Annotated in this window: 15 protein-coding genes; 9 read left to right on the forward strand and 6 right to left on the reverse strand. The window is 58.6% G+C overall.

Annotated features, from left to right (window positions below; genetic code table 11):
- Nucleotides 1-177 precede the first annotated feature (177 nt).
- From AB4Z23_RS05890 to AB4Z23_RS05920, 7 genes are all read left to right on the forward strand, one after another.
- Nucleotides 178-1,008, forward strand: a complete 831-nt coding sequence (locus AB4Z23_RS05890; RefSeq protein WP_003511198.1) for a DeoR/GlpR family DNA-binding transcription regulator — start codon at nt 178-180, stop codon at nt 1,006-1,008.
- A gap of 48 nt (nt 1,009-1,056) precedes the next feature.
- The gene (gene rhaS / locus AB4Z23_RS05895; RefSeq protein WP_003511200.1) at nt 1,057-2,067 is read left to right on the forward strand and encodes a rhamnose ABC transporter substrate-binding protein; all 1,011 of its coding nucleotides are present in this window, start codon (nt 1,057-1,059) and stop codon (nt 2,065-2,067) included.
- 208 nt (nt 2,068-2,275) lie between these two features.
- On the forward strand, nt 2,276-3,811 hold the full coding sequence (locus AB4Z23_RS05900) for a sugar ABC transporter ATP-binding protein (RefSeq protein WP_065687827.1): 1,536 nt from the start codon (nt 2,276-2,278) through the stop codon (nt 3,809-3,811).
- 13 nt (nt 3,812-3,824) lie between these two features.
- Nucleotides 3,825-4,826 (forward strand): ABC transporter permease, encoded by a 1,002-nt coding sequence (locus AB4Z23_RS05905; RefSeq protein ID WP_065687828.1) that lies wholly within the window; start codon nt 3,825-3,827, stop codon nt 4,824-4,826.
- Nucleotides 4,823-5,833 carry an ABC transporter permease gene (locus tag AB4Z23_RS05910; RefSeq protein WP_003511205.1) on the forward strand — a complete coding sequence of 337 codons (1,011 nt, stop codon included), beginning with the start codon at nt 4,823-4,825 and terminating at the stop codon, nt 5,831-5,833. Before AB4Z23_RS05905 ends, AB4Z23_RS05910 begins: the two co-directional genes overlap by 4 nt.
- 3 nt (nt 5,834-5,836) lie before the next feature.
- The gene (rhaM, locus tag AB4Z23_RS05915; RefSeq protein WP_065687829.1) at nt 5,837-6,160 is read left to right on the forward strand and encodes an L-rhamnose mutarotase; all 324 of its coding nucleotides are present in this window, start codon (nt 5,837-5,839) and stop codon (nt 6,158-6,160) included.
- Nucleotides 6,157-7,539, forward strand: coding sequence for an FGGY-family carbohydrate kinase (locus tag AB4Z23_RS05920; RefSeq protein ID WP_065687830.1), 1,383 nt, complete (start codon nt 6,157-6,159; stop codon nt 7,537-7,539). Before rhaM ends, AB4Z23_RS05920 begins: the two co-directional genes overlap by 4 nt.
- A gap of 55 nt (nt 7,540-7,594) precedes the next feature.
- On the opposite strand, the gene AB4Z23_RS05925 is transcribed toward AB4Z23_RS05920, so the two are convergent.
- The 4 genes from AB4Z23_RS05925 to AB4Z23_RS05940 form a co-directional block, all read right to left on the reverse strand.
- Nucleotides 7,595-8,431 (reverse strand): alpha/beta fold hydrolase, encoded by an 837-nt coding sequence (locus AB4Z23_RS05925; RefSeq protein ID WP_112674739.1) that lies wholly within the window; start codon nt 8,429-8,431, stop codon nt 7,595-7,597.
- Between the two features lie 335 nt (nt 8,432-8,766).
- Nucleotides 8,767-9,462: an FkbM family methyltransferase gene (locus tag AB4Z23_RS05930; RefSeq protein WP_065687832.1), complete on the reverse strand. Its 696-nt coding sequence runs from the start codon at nt 9,460-9,462 to the stop codon at nt 8,767-8,769.
- Between the two features lie 164 nt (nt 9,463-9,626).
- Entirely contained in the window at nt 9,627-11,561 is a 1,935-nt protein-coding gene (locus tag AB4Z23_RS05935; protein ID WP_003511211.1) for a putative bifunctional diguanylate cyclase/phosphodiesterase, read from the reverse strand.
- Nucleotides 11,562-11,570: 9 nt separating this feature from the next.
- On the reverse strand, nt 11,571-12,077 hold the full coding sequence (locus AB4Z23_RS05940) for a molybdopterin-dependent oxidoreductase (protein WP_003511212.1): 507 nt from the start codon (nt 12,075-12,077) through the stop codon (nt 11,571-11,573).
- A 625-nt stretch (nt 12,078-12,702) separates the two neighbouring features.
- Here AB4Z23_RS05940 and AB4Z23_RS05945 point away from each other — a divergent pair.
- Together AB4Z23_RS05945 and AB4Z23_RS05950 are read left to right on the forward strand one after the other, a co-directional pair.
- Nucleotides 12,703-14,139 (forward strand): NAD-dependent succinate-semialdehyde dehydrogenase, encoded by a 1,437-nt coding sequence (locus tag AB4Z23_RS05945; protein WP_003511213.1) that lies wholly within the window; start codon nt 12,703-12,705, stop codon nt 14,137-14,139.
- A gap of 360 nt (nt 14,140-14,499) precedes the next feature.
- Nucleotides 14,500-15,597, forward strand: a complete 1,098-nt coding sequence (locus AB4Z23_RS05950; protein ID WP_065687833.1) for a DNA alkylation repair protein — start codon at nt 14,500-14,502, stop codon at nt 15,595-15,597.
- An 18-nt stretch (nt 15,598-15,615) separates the two neighbouring features.
- On the opposite strand, the gene AB4Z23_RS05955 is transcribed toward AB4Z23_RS05950, so the two are convergent.
- Both AB4Z23_RS05955 and cysW read right to left on the reverse strand, forming a co-directional pair.
- The gene (locus AB4Z23_RS05955; RefSeq protein WP_013761716.1) at nt 15,616-16,641 is read right to left on the reverse strand and encodes a sulfate/molybdate ABC transporter ATP-binding protein; all 1,026 of its coding nucleotides are present in this window, start codon (nt 16,639-16,641) and stop codon (nt 15,616-15,618) included.
- 5 nt (nt 16,642-16,646) lie between these two features.
- Nucleotides 16,647-17,534, reverse strand: a complete 888-nt coding sequence (cysW, locus tag AB4Z23_RS05960) for a sulfate ABC transporter permease subunit CysW (protein ID WP_065687834.1) — start codon at nt 17,532-17,534, stop codon at nt 16,647-16,649.
- Nucleotides 17,535-17,536 lie beyond the last annotated feature (2 nt).

Raw genomic sequence — 17,536 nt, forward strand, 5'->3', positions numbered from 1 at the left:
ATTCGCGGGTGCCGATATCGGCCCGCCTCCGTTGACGGCAGATATCGCGCATACAAAAGCATAATGTCAATCAAAAACGATCATAAATTTTCATGTTGCAGCGCGATATTGATTAATTTGATCGTTCTTGATTGACAACGTAAAGAGATTGCGAATAATCACAATCAGGAGGACCACATGCACGAACGCGAACGCCATCGCATCATCTTGAGCGCCACACAGGAAAAAGCTGTCGTGACGGTGCAGGATATTGCCGAACTGACGGATGCGTCGGAAGCAACGATCCGCCGGGATATCGCGTCCCTGCATGTTCAGGGAAAGTTGCGACGCGTGCGTGGCGGTGCCGAAGCGGTGCATCCACCGCAGTTGGGTAATCTGGCCGCGCGACCGTTCCGCGTGTCCGAATCGGTCAACATCGACAAGAAACGCGCAATTGCGCGCAAGGCGGTTGATCTCTGTAATGACGGTGATGCGATCATCCTGAATGGTGGGACGACCACATTCCAGATGGTGCACTACATGGCGGCGCGCCGGCTGCAGGTGATGACCAATTCCTTCGCGATTGCGGAGCATCTGGTCAAACATTCCAAATGCAATGTCAGCGTGCCGGGTGGCGCGATCTATCGCGATCAAAGCCTCATCCTGTCGCCCTTCGAAAACGATGCCATCCGCAATTTTTACGCAAGACGAATTTTTCTCGGCGCGCAGGGCATCGGCGCACTCGGCATCATGGAATCGGACGCGCTGGTGATCCAGAGCGAGCAGAAGCTGATGCGGCAGGCGGAAGAGCTGATCGTGATGGTCGATTCCTCGAAATTCAAAAAACGATCCAGCCTGATTTTATGCCCACTCGAAAACGTCTCGACCATCATCACCGATGACGGGATTTCGGATGAGGCGGCGCGGATGGTTGAAAACGCCGGCGTCGAATTGCTGATCGCCGGCGCAGCGGGGGATGGCAAGATAGCCAACCCGCCTGATGAGGAGGATTCCTCTTCGGTCGCTTGAGGAAGCACCGAAGAGAGGAACAGGTTCAAAAACGGGAGGAAAAGGAACATGAAACTTACACGCAGAACATTGACGAGCGTCCTGGCACTTAGCGCGGCGCTTTCCGTCGCGGGTCTTGGCGGCGTTGCCCAGGCAGCCGATGTGAAGATCGCGCTGGTGGTCAAATCACTTGGCAACGGCTTTTTCGAAGCCGCCAACAAGGGCGCGCAGGAGGCTGCAAAAGACCTCGGTGGCGTCGAGATCATCTATACGGGCCCGACCAGCACCACCGCGGAAGGCCAGATCGAGGTCATCAATTCGCTGATCGCGCAGGGCGTGGATGCCATCGCCATTTCCGCCAATGACCCGGACGCCGTAGTTCCGGCGCTGAAAAAGGCGGCGCAGCGCGGCATCAAGGTCATCTCCTGGGATTCCGGCGTGGCACCTGAAGGCCGCATTCTGCAGCTCAACCCCTCGTCCAACGCGCTGATCGGCAAGATGTGCCTGCAGCTTGCCGCATCGCACCTGGAAGGCGGCAAGGGCGATTTCGCCATCCTTTCTGCCACCACCACCTCCACGAACCAGAATATCTGGATCGATGAGATGAAGAAGCAGTTGAAGGACTTCCCCGGCCTCAACCTCGTTACCACCGTTTATGGTGACGACCTTGCCGACAAGAGCTACCGCGAAGCACAGGGCCTGCTTTCCTCCCATCCTGATGTAAAGGTCATCGTCGCACCGACGACGGTTGGCGTTCTTGCGGCCTCTCAGGCCGTGAAGGATGCGGGCAAGATCGGCAAGGTCTTTGTGACGGGCCTTGGCCTGCCCTCGGAGATGGCTGGCGCCATCAAATCAGGCGCAACCAAGGAATTCGCCATCTGGAACCCGATCGACCTCGGTTATTCCGCCACCCAGATTGCCTACCGCCTTGTGAAGGGTGAAGCAGACGGCAAGCCGGGCTCGGAAATCGAAGCCGGCCGCATGGGCAAGATCAAGGTTGGCGAAAATAGCGAAGCGGCCATGGCCGATCCCTTCATTTATGACGCCAAAAACATCGATCAGTTCTCGAAGATTTTCTGATCTGAATAATTTCCGGCAGTGCGAAGGCTACCCCCCTTTGTCCTGCCGGACATCTCCCCTCAAGGGGGGAGATCGATATGCCGCACCCGCTCGTTCCATAGGCAGGGTGTATCCGCTTGCCGATCTCCCCCCCTTGTGGGGGAGATGCCCGGCAGGGCAGAGGGGGGTGCCTCTCGCCGCTTCACTCAAAACCAACCGGTAAGACGGAATGATGCGTGCTGAAACCAAAATCTTAGACGTTACCGAGACTTCCAGCGCGACGCCCATTCTGGAAATGCGCGGCATCAGCCAGATATTCCCCGGCGTGAAGGCGCTGGATGGCGTCGATATCGCGCTTTATCCCGGCAAGGTCACGGCGCTGATCGGCGAGAACGGTGCTGGAAAATCCACGCTCGTCAAAATTCTCACCGGAATCTACCGCCCGAATGAAGGGGAAATCCTTCTCGATGGCCGGCCTGTCACCTTTCACGGCGCACAGGATGCCATCGATGCCGGCGTGACCGCCATTCATCAGGAAACCGTGCTGTTCGACGAGCTTTCCGTGGGCGAAAACATCTTCCTCGGTCATGCGCCCAAAGGCCGTTTCGGCCTCATTGACTGGAAGACCATCAATGCGCGCGCCGGGGTCCTGCTTGAACAGCTCGAAAGCACCATCGATCCGTCCATTCGGCTGAAGGACCTTTCCATCGCGCAGCGCCACCTCGTGGCAATCGCCAGAGCGCTTTCCGTCGAGGCACGTATCGTCATCATGGACGAACCGACAGCCGCCCTTTCCCGCAAGGAAATCGATGATCTGTTCCGCATCGTTGAAAACCTGAAGCGGCAGGGCAAGGCCATCCTGTTCATCAGCCACAAGTTCGATGAAGTATATGAAATCGCTGAAAATTACGCCGTATTCCGGGACGGAAAGATGGTCGGCGCGGGTAATCTCGCCGCCACCACGCAGGACGAGATCGTGCGCCTGATGGTTGGCCGCGACGTCACGAACGCCTTTCCGAAACAGGAGGTCACACTCGGCCCGACGGTTCTTTCGGTGCAAAATTATTCACACCAGACGGAATTTCGCGATATTTCTCTCGATCTGCGCAAAGGCGAAATTCTTGGCCTTTATGGGCTGATCGGCGCCGGGCGGTCGGAACTGTGCCAGTCGCTTTTCGGCATCACGCGCCCAGCCTCAGGACAGATTACCCTCAACGGCGAACCGCTCGTCATCCGTTCGCCGGAGGATGCGATCCGCGCCGGGATCGTTTATGTGCCGGAAGAGCGTGGACGGCATGGGCTGGCGCTGGACATGCCGATCTACCAGAACATGTCGCTCCCCTCTCTTGCCCGCACCTCTCGCAAGGGCTTTCTCGCCGCCGCAAACGAATTTGCTCTGGCGCGCAAATATGCCTCACGCCTCGACCTGCGCGCCGCCGCCCTGTCCGTGCCCGTCGGCACGCTTTCCGGCGGCAACCAGCAGAAGGTGGTGATCGGCAAATGGCTCGCCACGCAGCCGAAAGTCATTATTCTCGATGAACCCACCAAGGGCATCGATATCGGCTCCAAGGCCGCCGTGCACGGCTTCATCAGCGAGCTGGCGGCCGAAGGTCTCTCCATCATCATGATTTCATCTGAACTTCCCGAAATTCTCGGCATGTCCGACCGCGCCATCGTCATGCGCGAAGGCCTGATGGCAGGTCAGTTCGAACGCGCCGATTTTTCTCCGGAAAAGCTGGTGCGCGCCGCCACCGGCAACGCCTGAGAGGGGCAAAACCATGCAACGTTTTCTCAAAAATCGCGAATGGCTGCTGGCGGGCATCATCGTCATCATGATCGCAGGCTTTGCGCTGCGAGCGCCCGGTTTCGGTAAGCCGGCCAATCTCGTCAATATCTTCAACGATACCTCCATCCTCATCATCCTGGCGCTTGGCCAGATGGCGGTCATTCTCACCAAATCCATCGATCTTTCGGTTGCCGCCAACCTCGCCTTCACCGGCATGGCAGTGGCGATGACCAATGCCGCCTTCCCGGGAATTCCACTGCCGCTTCTCATCGCCATGGCGGTCGGCATCGGCGCGTTTCTGGGATCGATCAACGGCATTCTCGTCTGGTGGCTCGGCATTCCGCCCATCGTCGTCACGCTCGGCACGCTCACCATCTATCGCGGCATGGCCTTCGTGCTGTCGGGCGGCGGCTGGGTGAATGCGCACCAGCTTTCGCCGACCTTCCTCAACGTGCCGCGCACCATGATCCTCGGCATGCCGGTTCTGTCCTGGGTCGCCATCCTCATCATCGCCGGTGCCTGGCTGGTGCTCAGCCGGACTTCTTTCGGCCGCTCCGCCTACGCTTCCGGCGGTAATCCGGGCGCTGCGGTCTATGCCGGCATCGATGTCGGCCGCACGCGCTTTCTGGCTTTCGTTCTGTCGGGTGCACTGGCAGGACTTGCCAGCTATCTCTGGGTGTCGCGTTATGCCGTTGCCTATGTGGATATCGCCGCCGGTTTCGAACTCGATAGCGTGGCGGCAAATGTGATTGGCGGCATCTCCATTGCCGGCGGCATTGGCTCGGTGGCAGGCGCTGTGCTCGGCGCACTGTTTCTCGGCGTCATCAAGAACGCCCTGCCCGTCATCGGCATTTCTCCCTTCGCGCAAATGGCGATTTCCGGCGTGGTTATCGTGCTCGCCGTCGTCTTCAACGCCCGCGCCGAAGCTCGAAAAGGGCGCTTCATCCTGCGCGACCGGGCGGCAAGCGATCAGGCCAAGGAGGCCGCAGCATGAGTACGAATTCTCAACCGGCGCAGAAGCCGCGCATCATTCCAGACAAGCTTGGCACGCCGTTGCGCCGTCTCCTGGCAAGCTGGGAAGTGCTGCTGCTCGGCGTCGCGATCCTCATCTTCATCGCCAATTCGTTTGCCTCGCCCTATTTTCTCAATGCCTGGAACCTGTCCGACGCGACGTTCAACTTCACCGAAAAGGCGATCATCGCCTTTGCGATGGCGCTTCTGATCATCGCTGGCGAGATTGATCTCTCAGTCGCCGCCATCATCGCTCTCGCCTCCACCGCAATGGGTGCGGCGGTGCAGATGGGTGTCGGCACGCCGGGGCTCGTCGCCATCGGCATCGGAACCGGGCTACTCTGCGGGGCGTTCAACGGCTTTCTCGTCGCTGGCCTCAAACTGCCATCCATCGTCGTCACCATCGGTACGATGAGCCTGTTTCGCGGTATTTCCTATATGGTGCTGGGTGATCAGGCCTATGGCAAATATCCGGCGGATTTCGCCTATTTCGGTCAGGGTTACGTGTACTCGGTCATCTCCTTCGAATTCGTACTGTTCCTCGCCATGGCCGTCATCTTCGCCATTCTGCTGCACGCCACCAATTTCGGCCGGCAGGTCTACGTGATCGGCAACAATCCGTTTGCCGCCCGTTTTTCCGGTATTCCCGTCGAGCGGGTCAAATTCATCCTCTTCCTTTTGACCGGCCTGATGAGCGGCATCGCCGCCGTCTGCCTCACCTCGCGGCTCGGTTCCACCCGTCCCTCGATTGCTCAAGGCTGGGAGCTTGAAGTCGTGACCATGGTGGTGCTCGGCGGCGTGTCCATTCTCGGCGGCTCCGGCACCATTGCAGGTGTCGTCATCGCTGCCTTCGTCATGGGCCTCGTCACCTTCGGCCTCGGTCTTCTGAACGTGCCTGGCATCGTCATGTCGATCTTCGTCGGCCTGCTTTTGATCATCACCATCGCCATACCCATCGTTGTGCGCCGCCTTCGCGCCATCAGAGGCTAAGCCATGCCGGAATTAGAAAAACACGCTTTCAAGATGAAACTCTTCGCCGGCAAGCAAGCCGAATATAGACGGCGCCATGACGAGATATGGCCGGAACTGGTTGCTCTACTGCATGAAGCGGGTGTGAGCGACTATTCAATCCACCTCGACCCGAAAACCGACATCCTGTTCGGCGTGCTGACCCGCCCGAAGAACCACGGCATGGCAGCATTGCCCGAGCATCCCGTGATGAAGAAATGGTGGGCGCATATGGCTGACATCATGGAAAGCAACCCCGATAATTCGCCTGTCGCGACTGACCTTGTGACGGTGTTCCACCTGCCATGAATGACATGACAAAGCCACGCCGCGTCGCGGTCATCGATATAGGCAAGACCAATGCCAAGGTCGTTGTCATCGACACCCGAAACGGCGAAGAGATAACCGGTGACAGACGTTCCAACCCTGTCCTTCGTGACGGCATTTATCCGCATTACGATGTGGAGATGCTCTGGAGCTTCATTCTCGCCTCTCTGCGGCGGTTCGCGGAAGAGCCGGGTTTCGACGCGATTTCCATCACGACCCATGGCGCGTCTGCCGCACTTCTTGACGAAAACGGCGATCTTGCCATGCCTGTGCTGGATTACGAGCACAGCTACCCCGCAAGCGTTGCGGAAGCCTATCTCCGCATCAGGCCGGATTTTGCTGAAACCGGCTCGCCCTCGCTTCCAGCCGGATTGAACCTTGGCGCACAAATCCATTTCCAGAAAACCGCCTTTCCGCAGGAATTCGCTGGGGTGCGCAGCATCGTCACCTACGCGCAATATTGGGCGGGGCGGCTGACCGGCGTTCAGGCCACCGAGACGACCTCGCTCGGTTGCCATACGGATTTGTGGAATCCGCGGCTGAAGGCGTTTTCATCGCTGGTCGAGCGCTTGGGCATTGCGCACTTGATGGCACCGGTGCGCTCCGCCTTCGATGTACTCGGGCCAGTCCGCGAATCGGTGGCGCTGGAAACCGGGCTTTCGGCGGATATATCGGTCTATTGCGGCATCCACGATTCCAACGCCTCGCTACTGCCGCATCTGCTGCGGCGGCAGGGTGATTTTTCGGTCGTCTCCACCGGCACCTGGGTGGTGAATTTCGCCATCGGCGGTACGGCGGAGACGCTGGATCCCGCCCGTGATACGCTTTTGAATGTCGATGCCCTCGGGCGTCCCGTTCCCTCCTCCCGCTTCATGGGCGGCAGGGAATATGAAACGCTGACGCAACAATTCGGGCCTGCTCCGGACGAAGAAACCAAAGCCGCTCTCGGCGGCGTGCTCACAAGAGGCATGATGCTGTTGCCCAGCGTCGTCAGCGGTTCCGGCCCCTTCCCCGGCAAAACAGCGCGCTGGATTGCCGACGACAATGCCACGGTTGCTGAACGGCACGCGGCAGCGGCGCTTTATCTCGCCCTGATGACGGAGTTCAGTCTATCGCTCATCGGGCAGAAAGGCCCGATACTGGTCGAAGGGCCATTCGCCAGCAATGCGCTTTATCTCAAGGCGCTGGCAGGTGTTGCCGAAACTGAGGTCATCGCCGTCAGCGGTTCCACAGGCACCAGTGCCGGGGCAGCACTCCTCACCGGTATCAAACCACTTGCCGGCCGCGAGCGTCATTTCGCTCCCGATGCCATTGCAGGGCTTCCCGCCTATCGCAGCGAATGGCAGGCCCGTCTGGCTTGACGCAAGACGACAAAATGCGGCCGGGTATCCAGCCGCATTCCGTTTTGCAAAAGGATCAAGCCTTGATGAAGGCCAAGAGATCGGCGTTGAGCACGTCTGCATTGATGGTCAGCATGCCGTGCGAGAAGCCGGGATAGGTCTTCAGCGTACCGTTTTTCAGGAGCTTCACCGATTTCAGCGCAGAGTCCGCAATCGGCACGATCTGGTCATCTTCACCGTGCAGCACGAGTGTGGGCACGCTGATGGCCTTCAGGTCTTCGGTCTGGTCGGTTTCCGAGAATGCCTTGATGCCATCGTAATGCGCCTTGGCACTGCCCATCATACCCTGCCGCCACCAGTTCTGGATCACGCCTTCCTGAACGGTCGCTCCATTGCGGTTGAAGCCGTAGAACGGGCCGGAGGGCACATCGCGGAAGAACTGCGCGCGGTTTGCGGCAAGTGCTGAACGGAAGCCATCAAAAACCTCCATCGGAAGGCCCTCGGGGTTGGCCTCGGTCTTGAGCATCAGCGGCGGCACGGCGGAAACCAGAACGGCCTTCGCGACGCGGCCTGCGGGTTCACCGTGTCTGGCAACATAACGCGCCACTTCGCCACCGCCGGTGGAATGGCCGATATGCACGGCATTTTTCAGGTCCAGCGTTTCTGCAACGGCAAAGGCGTCTGCGGCATAATGGTCCATATCGTGACCTTCGGAAACCTGCGCGGAGCGACCGTGACCACGGCGATCATGGGCGACGACACGATACCCTTTCGAGAGGAAAAACAGCATCTGTCCATCCCAGTCGTCGGAGCTGAGTGGCCAGCCGTGGTGAAACACGATGGGCTGAGCATCCTTCGGGCCCCAGTCCTTGTAGAAGATGTCCGTTCCATCTGTCGTCTTAACAAAGCCCATGATCGTTTCTCCTTCGGTTGCGTTGGCATCTTCCGGTGCGATCTATGTTGTGCGCCGGTTTGATGGAGGGATGATGACGCAGGAAAATATCCGCAACAATTGCAACAATAATTCTGAATGAATTGCTGATCTGGCAATAATGGCCGTGCCGCCCGTTGTCTTACGCCCGGGTACCGGCGCTAAACGGCACCGCGACCGAAAAGTTGCGACAGAAGACGCAAACGGATTGAAATAACCAACCGGATAAGTTGCGGTTTAAATTGTAATCAACGGCGCACGGGCGCGGTCGCGACTGCACACCGCCGGAAACGAAACTCGCTAAGTTATTCGAACTCTCAATCCACGTCGGGATCGTATTCCCTCGGGCTGTCGTCCTTGGAAAACAACACGCAAGGGCCGCGTGAACCGCGCGGATCATAGGCGTATCCCTTGGCGGTCAGTGCCTGCATGATGTCGCGAACACCTTCGAGGCCATAAAGGTGATCGTGCAGCTCGACGAATATCCGCTCCACGCCAGCAAGCTCGGCATTGCCGAGCAGATCGCGTTCCGCGCCCTCGATATCCATCACGAGCGCCGTGATGCCCCGGCTGGCGACAAACGCATCGATATTCTCGGACGAGATTTCGATGCGCCTTTCATAAGGACCCTGATTTTCGTCCATGGACGACATCCAGAGATCCTTGCGGACATAGAAGGGATAGGTACGCGGCTGGTCGGCCGTGAGAAGTCCTTGGGAAAACACGACATTGCCACGGCAATTTGCCTTGATCACCCGTTCCGCCAGTGCCGCTGTGGACGGATTGGCCTCGAATGCCCAAACGGAAACATCCTGAATACCGGCAATGATCGAGGTTATGATGCCGATGCCGGACCCCAGTTCCAATACGCGATCGCCGGGCTTGATGGCTTTCAGGACGCTGCGGGCCTCTTTCGCCTCATAGCTGCCGTCGGTCAGCGCCTGCCATATGACGGGCGATACCTCATCGGAAGAAAGAGGCAGGGCTACGCCATGCACATCCAGAATTTCCATATTTCCCAAGCCCTTTCTCAAAACCCGGTCTCGTCAACAGAACGATCCCGCATAGACCGCGAATGCTCTACAGTATCGGTGCGACAAACGGTGTTGGTTTTCGCCGTCAACGATGTATCCCACTGAAATTTAACATGGCTTGCCCTGTTCGAAAGCAAACCCGTTCAAACAGAACTCCAGGCCACAAGCTCCTTGGCCGGCAACGGCCTGCTGATCAGATAGCCCTGTACCAGATCGCATCCCAGACGTTTGACCAGCTCATATTGCTCCTCCGTCTCGATGCCTTCGGCGATGGTGGTCATTCTAAGGCTGCGCCCGACGCCGACCACGAATTCGACGATCGCCAGCGCGTCGCGGTCGCTGGTGATATCGCGCAGGAATGACCGGTCGATCTTGATCTTGTCGAACGGCACGCCGCGCAAATTCGCAAGCGAGGAGTAACCGGTGCCGAAATCGTCCATGGCGATCTGGATGCCGACGGCCTTCAGCCGCGTTAGCGTGTTGATCGTCTGGTCGCTCTTGTTCAGCAGGATCGATTCGGTGATCTCAAGCTCGAGCCGGCTCGGCTCCAGCCCGCTTTTATCAAGGGCACCCATCACGTTCTGAATGAGGTTGGTACTGTGGAACTGAACCGGCGAGAGATTGACCGCCACCTTCATGTCCTCATCCCATCGCATCGCCTCGCGGCAGGCAGTCTCCATCACCCATTTTCCGAGCGAATGGATAAGGCCGGTTCGTTCCGCAACGGGAATGAACACGCTGGGCGGAACATCGCCGCGCACTGGATGTTTCCAGCGCAAAAGTGCCTCGAAGCCACAAAGCTTGCGGGTCTGCGTCGCCACCTGCGGCTGGTAATAGACCTCCATCTCGTCGTTCTGCAGCGCAGTCTGCAGATCAGCCTCGAAGGATTTCTTTTCGGTCAGCTGCTTTTGCATGCGGACTTTGAAAACACTCGCCCGGCCAGGGCCGATGGCCTTGGCTTCATAAAGCGCCAGATCCGCGCGCTTGAACAATTCATCCGCATCGACGGTACCATGCGATATGGCGATGCCGATGCAGGTGCCGATTTTCACCTCCTGCTCGCCGAGCTGGTAGGTCCGGCTGATCTGCTCGATAAGCTTGGAGGCGAGACGGCGCGCCGTGTCCTCATTGAGATCATCTGACACGACAGCGAATTCATCGCCGCCAAGGCGGCAAACCATGTCGTAATCACCGCCGATCCCCGAAAGGCGCTGTGCCACGGCCTGAAGCAAGGCGTCGCCCGAATCGTGGCCAAGCGTGTCGTTGACGTCCTTGAACCCATCGAGATCAAGCAGAAGAATGGCCGTCGTTCCATTGCCGCCGAAAGAGCGGCGCAACCGCTCGATAAGTTCCTGCCGGAACAGCGAGCGGTTCGGAAGGCCCGTCAGCGCATCATGATAGGCATCATGCTCCAGCCGGACATTCTTGGCCTGCAATTCAAGCGTGGCGGCGCGCAGGTCGTCCGTCAGCCCGCGCATGCTTTTCTGCGCGCGGTTCAACAGATCGTTCTGGCGAAGCAGCAATATCACCAGCGCGATGCCGCACAGGATCAATCCGCCCGCAAGCGCGGTGTAGACGATATGCAGCTTGCGCACGTCCTCATGGGCCGTATCGATCAGATTGACGTCATAGGCGACCGACGACGAAGCCAGCGTCGTCATCGGCGCATCGAGCGAGCTCATCTCGGAGAGCAGATCCGGAACATCCCTTGGCTCCAAGGTGTTCATCTGCTGTTCCAGGCGGGCCAGAACCGCGTCAAGGCGGGTTACGAGATCCCGCCATTGCTGTTTTTCATTGATGAAAGCGCCGAGGTTACCCTGCTTCAAGAGCTCCAGGCGGCTTAGCATGATGTCCATGCGCAGCTGCAATTCGTCCCGGTCTATGACACCGGGACTGAGCGCAAAAACGGCCAATTTGTTCTGAAGGCGGAGATACTCCGCCACGGTCTGACTGACCGCCCACGAATCGTTATAGCGGGCAAATTTCTGCAGAGCGGTCTGACGCTCGGCAATGACGAAAGCGATATAGCCCGTTGCCAGGACGAAGCAACAGATGATCACCGCCACAAGTTTTCGCAAACGGCACCTTTATTCCACTATCAATTTGGCAACTTGCCATGCGGACCGCGAATAATAGGTCTGCTTCTGCAATTCCGGGTCGCTATCATAGGGATAGATGACAAACAGCGGACCCTTTTCGCGAACTGTCATGTAGTTGCCATCCAGCTTGATCGCGAGGATAACGTTAAATTTCTTAAAATCCTCAACCGGTATGGTGCTCACATAATCGTTGAGTGCAACTGCCGTTACGCTGGTGCCTTTTGCACCGACGAGATCCATCAACTTTGCCAGTGACACGCCGTCAAAACGAACGCGGCCATCGTGCCAGGGCGTCGTGGTCTCCACCGTCACCATGCCCAATCCCTCCAGCATGTCGCGATCGAATACCGCAGCGCCATCGGCATTGGTGTTGGTGATGTTTCCGGAGATGGTCAATATCGGCTTGCCTTGCGGCTTGGCGATCGTCCCGGCCTCGGCACAGGAAAGCCACATGAGCGACAGAAACGCACTGAGAAGTACCCGGGCGAAACTCATACTCTTTCTCCATCTAGCGTTCAGGTCGAGGGGTTTTCGCCAACCTCTGAGGGTCAAGGGAACCGACGCTCGCAATATATATCAGGAATGAGTGTTATATCCTTAGTGAGATTTTATCCGTATTTTCTCTAGGTTTTGAGTAAACCGTTTGGATAATTTTTCCGTCTTATTGTACTTTTTTACACTTCACGCCCTGTTATGACGCAAGCAACACTACAAGTTACGTCTTCGTATCAATCCGTCTGGTGCGACAAAGGCCAAATTGCGGCATATGCGTGATTGCTTAACAACAGCAACACATGATTCGCGCGTATCGGACAAGACCAATGCGCGTTCGGCATCCGCCTGCCTGTCAGGCAGGAAAGCCGAGAGACAAGTTTCGCATCACAGAAAAATCATGGCGATTGCCAGAGCGAACGGTTGAAACATACCGTACGCAACTTAATATAAGAGCTGTCATTTCCGTTTCCGGCATTTTCAGCTTCCTCTTGCCGGAAATGCCCAGACGCCCGTTCCGCGCAGCGCAAGCGGCGATACCGGATATAGTCCGGTCAGGAAAATTCTGTTCACGTCTCCGGGCTGGACGGCACCCTGCCGTATCGGCCGCATCATGAAGGTAGTCCCTATGCACACCTATCCCGACATCAAACTTCTCATTGATGGCGAATGGCGAGACGCCGTTTCCGGCAAGACGATCGCCGTATCCGACCCTGCGACCGACGAAATCATCGGCGCGATCGCTCATGCCGAAAAGGCGGACCTCGATCTGGCACTTGCCGCCGCCGAGCGTGGCTTCAAGGTCTGGCGCGACACCTCGCCCTTCGAGCGTTCCAAGATCATGCGCAGGGCAGCCGATATCCTGCGCGAGCGCAAGGACAAGATCGCCTATATAATGACCCGCGAGCAGGGCAAGCCGCTGTCGCAATCGGCAACCGAAATCATGGGCGCCGCCGATACCATCGACTGGTTCGCCGAAGAAGCACGTCGCACCTACGGCCAGGTCATCCCGGCGCGCGCAACCGGCGTTTCCCAGCTTGCCATCAAGCTGCCGGTTGGTCCCGTCGCGGCGTTTACGCCATGGAACTTCCCGATCAACCAGATCGTCCGCAAGCTTTCGGCTGCCCTTGCCACGGGCTGCTCCATCATCGTCAAGGCCCCGGAAGAAACACCGGCATCGCCGGCGGAACTGATCCGAGCGTTTGTGGATGCGGGCGTGCCGGCGGGTGTCATCGGTCTCGTTTACGGCGTGCCATCCGAGATTTCGGAATATCTGATCCCGCATCCGGTCATCCGCAAGATTTCCTTCACCGGCTCCACGCCGATCGGCAAACATCTGGCAGCGCTTGCCGGCAAGCACATGAAGCGCGCCACGATGGAACTCGGCGGTCATGCGCCAGTGATGATCTTTGACGATGCCGATATCGAAAAAGCGATCGAGGTGACCTCGCTTGCCAAGTTCCGCAATGCCGGTCAGGTCTGCGTCGCTCCCACCCGCTTCCTCGTGCAGGACGGTGTGGCGGATCGCTTCCTTGAAGGTTTCGTGGAAGCCACGAAGGCGATCAAGGTCGGCAACGGCCTGGAAGAAGGTGTCGTCATGGGGCCGCTCGCCAATGAGCGCCGCATCCCAGCGCTGGAAGGCCTGATCAACGACGCCGTTTCCCATGGCGCGGAACTGAAGACCGGTGGCCGCCGCATCGGCAACAAGGGCAACTTCTTCGAGCCCACGGTGCTCGCCAACGTGCCAGTGACAGCCAAGATCATGAACGACGAGCCCTTCGGTCCCGTCGCCATCATCAACCGCTTCTCGACGTTCGATGATGCCATCAACGAAGCGAACCGCCTGCCTTTTGGCCTCGCATCCTACGCCTTTACCAGCTCGGTCAAGACAGCGCATGCGCTCGGCCACCAGGTCGAGGCGGGCATGCTGACCATCAACCACAACGGCCTTGCGCTTCCCGAAGTCCCCTTCGGCGGCGTCAAGGATTCCGGTTATGGCACGGAGGGCGGTTCGGAGGCGGTTCAGGCCTATCTGGAGACGAAATTCGTCAGCCAGATGAGCTGAAGCTTTGGATGCAAGCTCAGGGCGGATGACAATATCCGCCCTGAACCTGAATTTGGCGAACCCGGAATCTCCACGCATCGTCACTCCGGACTAGATCCGGGGTCCAGCGCGGTCAAGTCACTGATCGCAAAAGACTATTCGCCGCGCAGGCGCCCAGTGGCCGGATGCCGGATGCCGGATGCCGGATGCCGGATGCCGGATGCCGGATGCCGGATCAAGCCCGGAATGACGGAGTGAAAGGCCTTCGTCAATCTGTGAAGAAGCAAGATCTGCTATGTCTTTTCTTCGGTAGTAGCGCCTTCCCTTGCCTCCGTCCTCATCATGTCCTAAAAGAACAAAAAGTGAACTTTGAGAGGCCCTATGAGCGAGACAGCGGCACCCGCGTTGAAGGAAATCTTCAACCACGAAAAACTGCGACACATCGCCGATCAGACCAAAGCCGTTCATGCGCCTTTCGATGTTCCCGCCTTCATGGCGCTTGCCACGACAAATCTCGAAGCGCTGGGCATCATGCAGCGCATGCGGCAGGTGGCGACCAGCCTGCACGCCACGCTTCCCGGCGACTTTGCCCGCAACATCGAAATTCTGACAGCCGCAGCACCCGGGATAGGCAACGGTTTCGCGTCCATTTCGCTGCCAGAATATGTGGCGCTTTACGGTCTCGACGATTTCGATCTTTCCATGCAGGCGCTGCAATATTTCACCCGTTTCGGCTCCTCGGAATTTGCCATCCGCCATTTCCTGCAAAGGGATCTGGCCCGAACACTTGCCGTGATGGAAACATGGTCGCGACATGACAACGAACATGTGCGAAGGCTGGCGAGCGAAGGCTGCCGGCCGCGCCTGCCTTGGTCGTTTCAGCTCAAAGCCCTGATCGATGATCCCTCACCGGTCACCGCGATCCTCGATGCCATGAAAGCTGACGAGGCGCTTTACGTGCGCAAATCCGTCGCCAATCATCTGAACGACATCACCAAGGACAATGCCGCTTTCGTGCTGGCGCTCATCGACACATGGCCGAAGGAAAACCCGCATACACGCTGGATCGTGCGGCAGGCCTTGCGCACTCTGGTCAAGAAAGGCGACGCTGCCGCACTCGCCCATTTGGGCGCCCATAAGGAGGCTCAGATCGCACTTTCGGCGTTTCAGGTTTCTCCTGAAAAGGTCGCTCTTGGTAATCCAGTGCGGATTTCAGCTTCTTTCACCTCGACGGCAGAAAGCCCGCAGAAACTGGTGATCGATTATGCCGTGCATTACGTGAAAAAGAGCGGTGACGCCTCCGCGAAAGTCTTCAAGTGGAAAGAAATCGAGTTGCAGCCGGGCGAAACGTGCGCGCTCTCGATAAGCCGCGCCATGCGCGATTTCACCACCCGCAAGCACTATGCGGGTGTTCACAAGGTTGACCTGATGGTCAATGGCAGGCTGGCGGCCGAGGCCTTTTTCGAACTGCTGATATGAGGCTGGCGAGAGCGTCCCTCAAGCCGCCGGGAAAATCTTCGCACGGCGGATGATGACGGAACCGCGATCGCCTGCCGCGACATCATTTTCCGGCGGCACGTCGAATTCCAGGAGATCGCCGCCATCTGTGCTGGCAATCACCCGCCGCTCGCCTGCCCTGTCGAGAACCCGCGAAACCGAGGCTGGAATGCCCTCGTGCAGATCTTCCCATTCCAGGTCGGAGGGACGGGCATAGATCTCAACGGCGCCATCCGCCTGACCGTAGGAGAAGGGCAGTTCGTTGTCACCGACATAGACCTTGCCGCCGCGCGCCACGCCGGACACACGGTTGGCATCGCCGAGAAAGCGCATGACGAAGGCGCTGTTCGGCTGGCGGCACACTTCCTTCGGCGTGCCCTGTTGCACGATCTCGCCCTGATTGAGGATGACGACGCGGTCAGCGAGATCCAGTGCCTCTTCCTGATCATGTGTCACGAAAATCGTGGTAATGCCCAGCGCGCCGTGAATTTCACGCAGCCAGCGGCGCAGGTCGCGGCGCACATTGGCATCCAGCGCGCCGAAGGGCTCATCCAGTAGAAGCACTTTGGGATCGACCGAAAGCGCACGGGCCAGCGCCACACGCTGCCGCTGCCCACCGGAAATCTGCGCCGGGAACCGGTCGCCCAGACCGTCAAGCTTGACCAGGTTCAACAGTTCCCCGACCCGCGCATCGATCGCCGCTTTGTCGCGCTTCACCTTCGACACCTTCATGCCGAACGCGATGTTTTCATGCAGCGTCATATGCGGAAAAAGTGCGTAGTGCTGGAACACGAAACCGACGCCGCGATCGCGCACCGGAATATTGGTGGCGTCTTCGTCTCCAAAAAAGATGCGGCCGCCATCGCTATATTCGAGACCGGCGACCATGCGCAAAATCGTGGTTTTGCCTGAACCCGAGGGGCCGAGCAGCGCCAGAAGCTCGCCACTTTCAATATCGAGCGAAACATCGCGCACCGCGCGGAATGTATCGAAGGTCTTCACCACATTTTCGAGGCGGATTTTCATGGGTATCAGGTCTCCGTGGCGATGGCGGCACCGCCGTTGGTCTTCTTGGCCCCGCGCCCCGCACCGCGCCCTTCCAGCGCCACCTTGGCGATGATGGTGATGACGGCGAGCAGAGCGAGGATGGAGGCCGACGCAAAGGCGCCGGCCGTCTGGTAATCATGGTAGAGCAGCTCGATATGCAGCGGCAGCGTGTTGGTCTGGCCGCGAATATTACCTGACACGACCGACACCGCGCCAAATTCACCCATGACGCGGGCGTTGCACAGAACGACGCCGTAGAGCAGCGCCCATTTGATATTCGGTAGCGTCACCGAAAAGAAGGTGCGCCAGCCGGATGCGCCAAGCGAGGTGGCCGCCTCCTCCAGATCGCGGCCCTGCGCCTGCATCAATGGGATCAGCTCGCGCGCCACGAAGGGTGCCGTGACGAACATCGACGCGATGACGATGCCGGGTAGTGCAAAGAGTATCTTGATATTATGCGCATCGAGGAACGGCCCAAACAGCCCCTGCAGCCCATAAACGAAGAGATAGGCGACACCGGCGACGATCGGCGAGATGGAGAAGGGTATCTCGATCAGCACCAGCAGGAAGCGCCGGCCGGGAAAATCGAATTTGGTGATCGCCCATGCGGCCGCGACGCCGAAGGCCGTGTTGATCGGCACCGCAATCAGCGCCGTCAGCACCGTCAGCATGATGGCGTGGCGGGTATCGGGGTGGGTGATGGTGGCTGAGTAAACCTTCCAGCCCTGCGAAAAAGCCTCGACACCGATGATGGTCAGAGGAGCGACAACCAGGAACGCGCCGATGACGAGCACAAAAGCAATCAGGCTGCGGCGAACCCAGGGTGCATCACCAACGCGTGGCGGCTTGCGGCGGGAAGAAAACGCGCTCATGT

It is taken from the genome of Agrobacterium sp. MCAB5 (genome assembly GCF_052114365.1).
Classification (GTDB): Bacteria; Pseudomonadota; Alphaproteobacteria; order Rhizobiales; family Rhizobiaceae; genus Agrobacterium; species Agrobacterium tumefaciens.

Coding starts and splice junctions, on each gene's coding strand:
- rhaS (WP_003511200.1), top strand. CDS start 1,057: ATGAAACTTACACGCAGAACATTGACGAGCGTCCTGGCACTTAGCGCG.
- cysW (WP_065687834.1), bottom strand. CDS start 17,534: ATGAGCGCGTTTTCTTCCCGCCGCAAGCCGCCACGCGTTGGTGATGCA.
- AB4Z23_RS05940 (WP_003511212.1), bottom strand. CDS start 12,077: ATGAGTTTCGCCCGGGTACTTCTCAGTGCGTTTCTGTCGCTCATGTGG.
- AB4Z23_RS05920 (WP_065687830.1), top strand. CDS start 6,157: ATGAATGACATGACAAAGCCACGCCGCGTCGCGGTCATCGATATAGGC.
- AB4Z23_RS05890 (WP_003511198.1), top strand. CDS start 178: ATGCACGAACGCGAACGCCATCGCATCATCTTGAGCGCCACACAGGAA.
- AB4Z23_RS05910 (WP_003511205.1), top strand. CDS start 4,823: ATGAGTACGAATTCTCAACCGGCGCAGAAGCCGCGCATCATTCCAGAC.
- AB4Z23_RS05930 (WP_065687832.1), bottom strand. CDS start 9,462: ATGGAAATTCTGGATGTGCATGGCGTAGCCCTGCCTCTTTCTTCCGAT.
- AB4Z23_RS05945 (WP_003511213.1), top strand. CDS start 12,703: ATGCACACCTATCCCGACATCAAACTTCTCATTGATGGCGAATGGCGA.
- rhaM (WP_065687829.1), top strand. CDS start 5,837: ATGCCGGAATTAGAAAAACACGCTTTCAAGATGAAACTCTTCGCCGGC.
- AB4Z23_RS05955 (WP_013761716.1), bottom strand. CDS start 16,641: ATGAAAATCCGCCTCGAAAATGTGGTGAAGACCTTCGATACATTCCGC.
- AB4Z23_RS05905 (WP_065687828.1), top strand. CDS start 3,825: ATGCAACGTTTTCTCAAAAATCGCGAATGGCTGCTGGCGGGCATCATC.
- AB4Z23_RS05950 (WP_065687833.1), top strand. CDS start 14,500: ATGAGCGAGACAGCGGCACCCGCGTTGAAGGAAATCTTCAACCACGAA.
- AB4Z23_RS05900 (WP_065687827.1), top strand. CDS start 2,276: ATGATGCGTGCTGAAACCAAAATCTTAGACGTTACCGAGACTTCCAGC.
- AB4Z23_RS05925 (WP_112674739.1), bottom strand. CDS start 8,431: ATGGGCTTTGTTAAGACGACAGATGGAACGGACATCTTCTACAAGGAC.